This window comes from Streptomyces sp. URMC 123, assembly GCF_051386515.1.
GTDB lineage: Bacteria > Actinomycetota > Actinomycetes > Streptomycetales > Streptomycetaceae > Streptomyces.
The window spans coordinates 1-9,349 of sequence record NZ_JBPQTV010000251.1 but is presented as its reverse complement, the minus strand read 5'-3'; the positions used below and the strand labels follow the sequence as shown (position 1 = coordinate 9,349).

General features: G+C 72.5%; 8 protein-coding genes. 3 read left to right on the top strand and 5 right to left on the bottom strand.

Annotated features, from left to right (window positions below; genetic code table 11):
- Window positions 1-30 precede the first annotated feature (30 nt).
- Entirely contained in the window at window positions 31-2,118 is a 2,088-nt protein-coding gene (gene pta / locus ACSNOD_RS23645; protein ID WP_436769044.1) for a phosphate acetyltransferase, read from the bottom strand.
- Window positions 2,119-2,330: 212 nt separating this feature from the next.
- On the opposite strand from pta, the gene ACSNOD_RS23640 reads away from it, so the two are divergent.
- The 3 genes from ACSNOD_RS23640 (at window position 2,331) to ACSNOD_RS23630 (ending at window position 5,094) form a co-directional block, all read left to right on the top strand.
- Window positions 2,331-3,356: an ATP-dependent 6-phosphofructokinase gene (locus tag ACSNOD_RS23640; protein ID WP_436769043.1), complete on the top strand. Its 1,026-nt coding sequence runs from the start codon at window positions 2,331-2,333 to the stop codon at window positions 3,354-3,356.
- A gap of 257 nt (window positions 3,357-3,613) precedes the next feature.
- Window positions 3,614-4,288, top strand: coding sequence for a DUF4956 domain-containing protein (locus tag ACSNOD_RS23635; protein ID WP_436769042.1), 675 nt, complete (start codon window positions 3,614-3,616; stop codon window positions 4,286-4,288).
- Window positions 4,285-5,094, top strand: a complete 810-nt coding sequence (locus ACSNOD_RS23630; RefSeq protein ID WP_436769041.1) for a polyphosphate polymerase domain-containing protein — start codon at window positions 4,285-4,287, stop codon at window positions 5,092-5,094. The genes ACSNOD_RS23635 and ACSNOD_RS23630 overlap by 4 nt, the downstream gene beginning before the upstream one ends.
- A 58-nt stretch (window positions 5,095-5,152) precedes the next feature.
- Here ACSNOD_RS23630 and ACSNOD_RS23625 read toward each other — a convergent pair whose 3' ends face one another.
- From ACSNOD_RS23625 to ACSNOD_RS23610, 4 genes are all read right to left on the bottom strand, one after another.
- Window positions 5,153-5,845 carry a helix-turn-helix domain-containing protein gene (locus tag ACSNOD_RS23625; protein ID WP_436769040.1) on the bottom strand — a complete coding sequence of 231 codons (693 nt, stop codon included), beginning with the start codon at window positions 5,843-5,845 and terminating at the stop codon, window positions 5,153-5,155.
- Window positions 5,846-6,029: 184 nt separating this feature from the next.
- Complete coding sequence (locus tag ACSNOD_RS23620) at window positions 6,030-6,896, bottom strand: carbohydrate ABC transporter permease (RefSeq protein ID WP_436769039.1); 867 nt, start codon at window positions 6,894-6,896, stop codon at window positions 6,030-6,032.
- A gap of 4 nt (window positions 6,897-6,900) precedes the next feature.
- Window positions 6,901-7,833, bottom strand: a complete 933-nt coding sequence (locus ACSNOD_RS23615) for a carbohydrate ABC transporter permease (protein WP_436769038.1) — start codon at window positions 7,831-7,833, stop codon at window positions 6,901-6,903.
- Window positions 7,833-9,191, bottom strand: coding sequence for an extracellular solute-binding protein (locus tag ACSNOD_RS23610; RefSeq protein ID WP_436769037.1), 1,359 nt, complete (start codon window positions 9,189-9,191; stop codon window positions 7,833-7,835). The genes ACSNOD_RS23615 and ACSNOD_RS23610 overlap by 1 nt, the downstream gene beginning before the upstream one ends.
- Between the last annotated feature and the right edge of the window lie 158 nt (window positions 9,192-9,349).

Genomic DNA, 9,349 nt, shown 5'->3' with positions numbered 1-9,349 from the left:
CGGTCCCAGCCCCGGGCCGGGCCCGGGGCCTTACGGGGCGGGGGGCTGCTCGCCCTGGGCCTGGATGGCGGTGATCGCGACGGTGTTGACGATGTCCTGCACCAGCGCGCCGCGCGACAGGTCGTTGACCGGCTTGCGCAGACCCTGGAGCACCGGGCCGACGGCCACCGCGCCCGCCGAGCGCTGCACCGCCTTGTAGGTGTTGTTGCCCGTGTTCAGGTCCGGGAAGACCAGCACGGTCGCCTTGCCGGCCACCTCGGACCCGGGCAGCTTGGTCGCCGCCACCTTGGCGTCCACCGCGGCGTCGTACTGGATCGGGCCCTCGACCAGCAGGTCGGGGCGGCGCTCGCGGACCAGCTCGGTGGCCTTGCGCACCTTGTCGACGTCCGCGCCGGAGCCGGAGGTGCCGGTGGAGTACGACAGCATCGCGATCCGCGGCTCCACGCCGAACTGCGCCGCGGTGGCCGCGGACTGGATGGCGATGTCGGCCAGCTGCTCGGCGTTCGGGTCGGGGTTCACGGCGCAGTCGCCGTAGACCAGCACCCGGTCGGCCAGGCACATGAAGAAGACCGAGGAGACGATCTGGGCGCCGGGCGCGGTCTTGATGATCTCGAAGGCCGGGCGGATGGTGGCCGCGGTGGAGTGCACCGCGCCGGAGACCATGCCGTCGGCCAGCCCCTCCTGGACCATCAGGGTGCCGAAGTAGGAGACGTCGGCCACCACGTCGTAGGCCAGCTCGTAGCCCACGCCCTTGTGCGCGCGGAGCCGGGCGTACAGCTCGGCGAAGCGCTCGCGCAACTCGGACGTGTGCGGGTCGATCACCTGCGCGCCGGCCAGGTCGATGCCCAGCTCGGCGGCGCGCTTGCGGACCGCGTCCTCCTCGCCCAGCAGGGTCAGGTCGCAGACGTCGCGGCGCAGCAGCACATCGGCGGCGCGCAACACCCGCTCCTCGGTGCCCTCGGGCAGCACCACGCGGCGGCGGTTGGACCGGGACCGCTCGATGAGCTCGTGCTCGAACATCATCGGGGTGACCCGGCCGGAGCGGGCCAGCGAGATCCGGTCGGTGAGCGCGGCGGTGTCCACGTGGCGGTCGAAGAGCCCGAGCGCGGTCTCGGCCTTGCGCGGCGAGGCGGCGGTGAGCTTGCCCTCCAGCCCGGAGAGCACCTCGGCGGTGGGGAAGGACTGGCTGGGCACGGAGAGCACCGGGGTGCCGGGGGCCAGCCGGGCGGCCAGCGCCAGGATGTCCGGGCCGGGCCGCTCGTCCAGGGTGAGCAGCACCCCGGCGATGGGCGGGGCGCCGGCGGCGTGCGCGGCGAGGGCGCCGATGATCAAATCGGCCCGGTCGCCGGGGGTCACCACCAGACAGCCCTCGGTCAGGGCGCCGAGGAAGGTCGGCAGCATGGCGCCGCCGAAGACGAAGTCGCGGGCGTCCCGGGCCAGCCCCGAGGCGTCGCCGAGCAGCACCTCGGCGTCGAGCGTCTGGACGATCTGCTGCACGGTCGGGGCCGACAGCGAGGCGTCCTCGGGCAGCGCGTAGCAGGGCACCGGCAGCCGGGCGGCGAGCCGCTCGGCTATGGCCTCGCGGTCCTCGGGGGCCACCCGGTTGACCACCATGGCGACGATGTCGCAGCCCAGCGCGGCGTAGGCGGCGTAGGCGTTGCGGACCTCGGCGCGCACGGACTCGGCGGGCTGGTCCTGGCCGCCCACCACCGGGATCAGCGAGGCGCCGAACTCGTTCGCCAGCCGGGCGTTGAGGTTGATCTCGGCGGGGAGGGTGGTGTCCGCGAAGTCGGTGCCCAGGACGAGGACGAACTCGTAGTCGCGGGCGACCTGGTGGAAGCGGTCCACCAGGCGGGAGACCAGCTCGTCGGTGCCCCGCTCGGCCTGGAGGGCCGCGGCCTCGCCGTAGGTCATGCCGTGCACGGAGTCGGGCGTCTGGCTCAGCCGGTAGCGGGAGCGCAGCAGGTCGAACAGCCGGTCGGGGCCGTCGTCGTGCATCAGGGGCCGGAACACCCCCACCCGGTCCACATGGCGGGTCAGGAGCTCCATGACCCCCAGCTCCACTACCTGCCGGCCGTCGCCGCGGCCGATCCCGGTCACGTAAACGCTGCGCGTCACGCGTGCTCTCCGATCCTCACTGGTCCTCGATCGCAAGGTCAAAAATCCCCGATAGGGTGGGCTTGCCCTCTTGACAATACCTGTCTGGATGGTTAGGGCGCTCGTCCGGACGGTTGATGGCGTGCGTACCTCCGGGAGCGCGGGTACCGCGTCCGCCGTGGAACAATCGGACTGGCTCACGCGTACGACTAGGGAGCAGGAGACACAGCACGATGCGCATCGGAGTTCTCACCGCAGGCGGCGACTGCCCCGGCCTGAACGCCGTGATCCGGTCGGTCGTGCACCGCGCCGTGGCCGGCCACGGCGACGAGGTCATCGGCTTCGAGGACGGCTTCAAGGGGCTGCTCGACCGGCGGTACCGCAAGCTCGACCTGGACGCGGTGAGCGGCATCCTGGCCCGCGGCGGCACCATCCTCGGCTCGGCCCGGCTGGAGCGCGCCCGGCTCAGCGAGGCCACGGACAACGCCGAGGAGCTCTGCCGCGAACTGGGTCTCGACGCGCTCATCCCGATCGGCGGCGAGGGCACCCTCACCGCGGCGCGGATGCTCTCGGACGCCGGCATGCCGGTCGTCGGGGTGCCCAAGACGATCGACAACGACATCTCCTCCACCGACCGCACCTTCGGCTTCGACACGGCCGTGGGCGTGGCCACCGAGGCCATCGACCGGCTGAAGACCACCGCCGAGTCGCACCAGCGGGTGATGGTCGTCGAGGTCATGGGCCGGCACGCGGGCTGGATCGCGCTGGAGTCCGGCATGGCCGGCGGCGCGCACGGCATCTGCCTGCCCGAGCGCCCCTTCGAGGTCGACGACCTGTGCGCGATGGTCGAGGAGCGCTTCGCCCGCGGCAAGAAGTTCGCCGTCATCTGCGTGGCCGAGGGCGCGCACCCGGCGGAGGGCTCGATGCCCTACGAGAAGGGCGAGATCGACCAGTACGGCCACGAGCGGTTCGCGGGCATCGGCAACCGCCTCGCCACCGAGCTGGAGCGGCGCCTGGGCAAGGAGGCCCGGCCGGTCATCCTCGGCCATGTGCAGCGCGGCGGCACCCCCACCGCGTACGACCGGGTGCTCGCCACCCGGTTCGGCTGGCACGCGGTGGAGGCGGTGCACCGCCGGGAGTTCGGCATGATGACGGCGCTGCGCGGCACGGAGATCGAGATGGTGCCGCTGGCGGAGGCCGTCACCGAGCTCAAGCGGGTGCCGGAGCACCGGATGCACGAGGCGGAGTCCGTCTTCTAGGACGGCCTTCCGGGACGGCCTTCGTACGAGGGCGGGCCTTCTCCCCGGACGACGGACGACAAAGATGCACGGTCGGCTTTCGAGCCGGTCCGTGCATTTTTTGTTGTGATCCGGCCACACAAGACCGTCGAACGGGACATGGCCGGTCAGTTCGCGTCAAGGTTGCGCTTTGTTCACCCAAATGAGTGGCTCTGTTTACCCTGAGTTTCCTAACGTCTCCCTTCGTTCATGAACGACAGGACAGAGAGGGGAAGCACATGGAGTCCTTGGGGCGCCTCGCCGAACACCTGGCCGTCGACCTGGCCGCGGTATCCCTGCTGACCTTCGCGATCTACTATCCGCGCCATCGCCGCCGCGATCTGGTGCCGGCCTATCTCGCCCTCAACGTCGCCCTGTTCGCGGTCGTCTCGGCGCTCGCCCGGATAGGTGGCGGCGGCGGGCTCGCCCTCGGCTTCGGCCTCTTCGGAGTGCTGTCCATCATCAGACTCCGCTCGGACGCCGTGCAGCACGAGGAGGTGGCGTACTACTTCACCACCCTCGTCCTCGGGCTCGTCTGCGGTCTGCCGGACCTCGACCTGCCGGTGGCCGGCGCCCTCGCCGGGCTGCTGCTGCTCGTCGTCTACGGCTCCGACCACCCCCGGCTGTTCGCCCGCTGCCGCCGCTCCGTGGTCACCCTCGACACCGTCCACGCGGACCCCGCCGACCTGCGGGCCGACCTCGCCCGGCGGCTGGGCGAACCGCTCAACTGGACCGTCATGGAGGTGGACTACGTCCGCGACCTGACGGTGGTCGACGTCCGCTACCGCGAGCCCCGGCCGGGCACGCGCTCCGCCGCCGCGACCGCCGCCGCGGTCGGCGAGCCCACGGCCACCGTGCCCGTCCCGCGCGGCGTCCGCCGCGCCCAGGGCGCCCCCGCCTGGGAGTCGCTGTGACCCGCGCCCCCGAGGCGGCCGCCCCCGCCGTACGGGCCATCGACCTCGCCGCCCGCCGGGCCGCGCCGATCTCCCTGGCGGAGGTGCAGGCGCGGGCCGAGCTCCTCGCCCGCTTCGACCACAGCTATCTCGTCCCCGTGGACACCTTCACCGCCGTCGCGGGCCGGCTCACCGACGCCGCCCGCCCCGGCGGCCCCTTCCGGGCCCTGGCCATCGACGGCCGCCGCTCCTTCCGCTACCACTCCGTCTACTACGACACCCCCGGCCTGCGCTCCTTCCACGACCACCGCCAGGGCAGACGGCTGCGGTTCAAGGTGCGCGAGCGGGTGTACCAGGACTCCGGGGAGCGGCAGTTCGAGATCAAGCTCAAGGGGCGCCGGGGCGACACGGTCAAGCACCGGATGCCGCTCACCCCGGGGCGCACCCCGCTGGACGCGCCCAGCCGGGGCTTCCTCGCCGCCACCCTGCGCACCGCGTACGGCATCGAGGCGCCCGAGGCCCTCGACCCGTCCCTGAGCACCGACTATCTGCGGGCGACATTCGTGGCCGAGGGCGAGCGCGTCACCTGCGACGCCGGCCTCACCTGTGTCGATCTGCGCACCCGGCGGGCCGTCCGCTGCGACGGCCGGCTGGTGCTGGTGGAGACCAAGAGCACCGGCCATCTGACGGAGGCGGACCGGCTGCTGCACGCGTACGGGATACGGCCCGCGGTCTTCACCAAGTACTGCGGGGCGCTGGCCGCGCTCCGCCCGGCGCTGCCCGCCAACCGCTGGCGCCGCGCCGCGCGGGCCGCCTTCGCGGCCTGACGGGAAGACGGCGACGGCGGACGGGCGACGGCGCCGGGGCCCGGGCGCGGGCCCGGGCTCAGTGGCCCACCCTCTCCCAGAAGTGGTCGAGCAGCGAGTCCAGGAAGTCCTGCCCGGTCTCCCGGCGTTCCCCGGCGGGCGCCCAGGCGAGGGCGGTGCTCGCCCGCTCCTGGTACTCGGCGTGGAGGGCGCGCAGGGCCGCCTCCACCCGCCCCCGGGGCAGCGGCAGCAGCTTGTCGACGGGCTTGACGTACGCCTGCCAGCGGGTGGTCACCGCGCTGTGGAGCAGCTCCGTGAGCTGCTCCGCCCGGCCGGTCACCCGCACCAGGTCCGGCAGCGACAGCTCCAGCACCTCCGCCAGCGCCTCGGCCTGGCGGTCGGTGCCCCGCCACTGGCCGGTGCGCTCCAGCCGCTCGTACGCCTCCGGCTCCATGCCGACCCGCAGCGCGAGGTCGACCGGGGAGAGCCGGCGGGTCATCCGGTGCTCGCGGAGGGTGCCGGGCGCGCCCATCAGATCGGCGGGCGAACACCACAGCGCCCCGGCCAGCGCCGTCAGCTCCTCCTCGGTGGGGGAGAGCTCACCCGACTCCCAGGCGGCCACCACCGAGGGGTGCACCGGCCGGCCGTAGGCGGCCCAGATGCCGTACGCGACCTGGGAGTGCGCCATGTGCAGGGCCTCGCGCAGGCGCCGGGCGGCACGGGCGTCGAAGGGCGGACGATAGGGCTCGGAGGAAGGCAGGGGCTGGGACACCGGCACACCGTAAGGAGGTACTGACGAGTACGACCACCGTGTTTTCCACCGAATCGCATTGATTGGACAAAAATACGGAGCGGTCAGCGAGTGACAACTGAATGCGGGTGCCATATGCCGATGTCGGGTGCCGCCGCGGAGGGCCGCGGGCGGCCGGCCGGATGCCGTGGGCCGGGGCGGGAATTCAGCCCTTGACGGCGCCGCCGAGGGCGAATCCGCCGCCCAGCCGCCGGGAGATCAGCGCGTAGAGCAGCAGCACCGGGGTGGAGTACAGCAGGGAGAACGCGGCGAGCTGGCCGTACGCCACGGTCCCGTAATGGCCGAAGAAGGTGAAGACGCTCACCGAGGCCGGCAATTGGTCGGGCGAGAGCAGCAGCATGAACGGGACGAAGAAATTGCCCCAGGTCATGATGAAGGTGTAAATCGTCACCACGGTCAGCCCGGGGCCCATGAGGGGCAGCACCACCCGCAGCAGCGTTTGCGTTCCCGAGGCGCCGTCGGTCCATGCCGCCTCCTCCAGAACCGTCGGCACCCCGTCCATGAAATTCTTCATCAGCCAAATGGCGAAGGGAAGTTGCGCGGCGGCGAGAAAGAGCGCGGTGCCGTGCACGGTGTCGATGAGATGCACCTGCACGAAGATCCCGTACACCGGCACCATGATCGCCGTGAGCGGCAGCCCGGTGGTGAAGAGGATCGTCAGCAGAAAGGGGCGGTTGAGGCGCGAGCGGTAGCGGGAGAGGGGATAGGCGGCCAGCGCCGCGCAGACCATGGTGACCGCCGTCGCGCCGCCGCAGAGCACGAGGCTGTTGAGCATCGGCCGATAGGTGATCTCGGTGTTCAGCACGGCGGAGAAGTGCTCGGCGGTCACCGCCTCGGGCGCGGAGACCCGCAGATCCGCGTCCCGGTCGACCGAGGCGAGCACCAGCCACAGCAGCGGCAGCGCGAACCCGGCGGCGAGGACGAGCAGCGCCCCGTCGGCGGCGAGCCGGCGCGAGGCGTGTTTCCGCGGGGCGCGGCGGAGGGGGCGGGACCGCCCGGCGCGAGGACGCATGGACTCACACCTCCGTGCGCAGCAGACGCAGGTACACCAGCGAGAACACCGCTCCGACCAGGAGCAGCAGCAGTGCGATCGCCGTGCCGTAGCCGATGAGCGACTTCAGGAACGCCTGGTCGTACATGAAAACCGGCAGGGTCTGGCTGCGGTTGCCCGGGCCGCCCCGGGTCATCGCCCAGATCAGGCCGAACACCGAGAGCGTCTGCAGGGTGTTGAGCATCAGATTCGTTCCGATGGAACGGCGGATCATCGGCAGGGTGATGTGCCACAGCCGGCGCGCGCCCCGGGCGCCGTCCACCGCCGCGGCCTCCGTGACCTCCTGCGGGATCTCCGCCAGCGCCGCGGAGTAGACCAGCATCGAGAACGCCGTGCCGCGCCAGACGTTGGCGAAGGACACCGCCAGGATCGGCAGCGTGAACAGCCAGTTCTGCGTCGGCAGATGGAGCTGCTCCAGCACGGCGTTGAGCGTGCCCTCGCGGCGGAAGAAGGCGTACAGCAGAAAGCCCGCGACGATCTCCGGCAGCACCCAGGCACCGATGACGACCGCGCCCACGGCCGTGCGGACCGGCCTGGAGGCCCGCCGCATCAGACCGGCCAGCGCCAGCCCCAGGGTGTTCTGCCCGAGGAGGGAGGAGACGACGGTGAACACCAGCGTCAGCACCACCGCGTTGCGGAAGCCGTCGTCGGCGAGGGCCCGCCGGAAGTTCTCCAGCCCCACGAACGCGGTGCCGGACGAGCCCGTCAGCCGCATGTCGGTGAAGGCGATCCAGCAGCAGTAGCCGATCGGCCCGCCCAGGAAGAACAGCAGCAGGACGACCGCGGGCAGCAGCGGCAGCCGGCGCGCCACGCGGCGCCCGAGCGGCGCCTGCCGGCGAGTCGGCGCCCGCCCGGTGGCCGGTGCCCGCCCCGGGCCGGATGCGCGCGGCGGGCCCATCACCGGCTCCGGTCGACGACCGCGCCCTCGGTGACCGACCGCAGCTTCTCGTCGTACGCCCGAGCCGCCTCGGCCGCGGAGGAGTCGCCGGTGGTCACCGCCTCCATGGCCTCCCCGATGGCGGCGGACACCTGGGGGTAGACCGGCAGCGCCGGCCGGTAGTGGGTGTACGGCACGAGGTCGGTGAAGAAGGCGACGCCGGGGTTGGAGGTGCGGTACGCCAGGTCGCCGGCCACGTCCTCGCGCACCGCGATCTGCGCCCCGCGGATGTCCCACTGGAGGGCGTTCTCCTTCGTCTGGAGGGTCTCCAGGAACCGCCAGGCCAGATCGGGGTTGGTGGACCTGGCCGGCAGCGCCCACGTCCAGCCGCCCGAGAGGCTCACCTTGCCGGGGGGAGCGCCGTGCCGGGTGGGCATCGCCGCCTGGCCCATCACCTCGGACCACCGGGGCCAGGGCCGGCCGCCGGTCGGCAGCCAGTTCTGGCCCAGCCAGGAGCCGTCCAGGGCGATGGCGAGCCGGCCCTCGGGCAGCCACTCGCCGTACACCACCGTGCCCACATTGGGGTCGAGCGCGTCGGAGGGGTCGGGGCCCAGCTTCTCGGCGTAGACGGTCCGGACGAACTCCAGCGCGTCCCGGAAGCCCCGGCCGCCCGCCACCCACTTCTTCGCCGCCCGGTCGTACAGCGGATCGGCGCCGGTACCGTACAGCAGCATCTGGAAGCCCTGCATCACCGCCGCCTCGCCCGGCGCCTTGCCGGTGTAGACGTTGAGCGGGATCACGCCGGGCACCTTCCGCTTCACCGCGCGCGCCGCGTCCAGCAGCTCGTCCCAGGTGCGCGGCTGCCAGTCGGCCGGCAGCCCGGCCCTGGCGAAGATCTCCTTGTTGAACCAGAGGCCCCGGGTGTCGGTGCCGTCCGGGACGCCGTAGGTCCGGCCGTCCTCGGCCTTCACCCCCTCCTTGGCCGTCTTCGAGAAGCGCTGCCACTGCGGCCACTTCTCCAGATACGGGTCCAGCGGGCGCAGATAGCCGCTCGCGGCGTCGGAGCTGAGGAGGAAGGTGTCCTCGTAGACGAGGTCGGGCGCGGTCTTCGCGGACCGCATCATCTGCTGGATCTTGGTGTTGTAGTCGTTCTGGGCGGCCCGGATCGGCACCAGCTTCACCGACTTGCCGGGGTTCGCCTTCTCGAACTGCCGCTTCACGCCGGCGAGGTACTCGTCCATGACCAGCTTGTTGTCGGTGCTGCGCTGGTAGACGACCTTGACGGTGTCCGGGTCGGACCCGGCGCCGCCGCACCCCGTCAGGGCGGTGCCGGCGAGGGCCAGGGCGGCGGCGAGGATGAGCGGGGCGGTGGGGCGCACGGCACGACCTCCTCCTGGCCGGGGCCGCGGTGGCGCGCGCCCGGTGACGCGACCGTACGAGCCGCCCCGACGGCCGGTCAATGCCGCCGCGTTCGGTGCCCGCCGCCCCTCGGCGCCCCGCGCGCCTCGCGAGCCCCGCACCCCGCGCCCCTCAGCGC

Excerpts from the sequence above, each read along its gene's own strand:
- ACSNOD_RS23640 (WP_436769043.1), top strand. The coding sequence starts at position 2,331 with ATGCGCATCGGAGTTCTCACCGCAGGCGGCGACTGCCCCGGCCTGAAC.
- ACSNOD_RS23635 (WP_436769042.1), top strand. The coding sequence starts at position 3,614 with ATGGAGTCCTTGGGGCGCCTCGCCGAACACCTGGCCGTCGACCTGGCC.
- ACSNOD_RS23620 (WP_436769039.1), bottom strand. The coding sequence starts at position 6,896 with ATGCGTCCTCGCGCCGGGCGGTCCCGCCCCCTCCGCCGCGCCCCGCGG.
- ACSNOD_RS23615 (WP_436769038.1), bottom strand. The coding sequence starts at position 7,833 with ATGGGCCCGCCGCGCGCATCCGGCCCGGGGCGGGCACCGGCCACCGGG.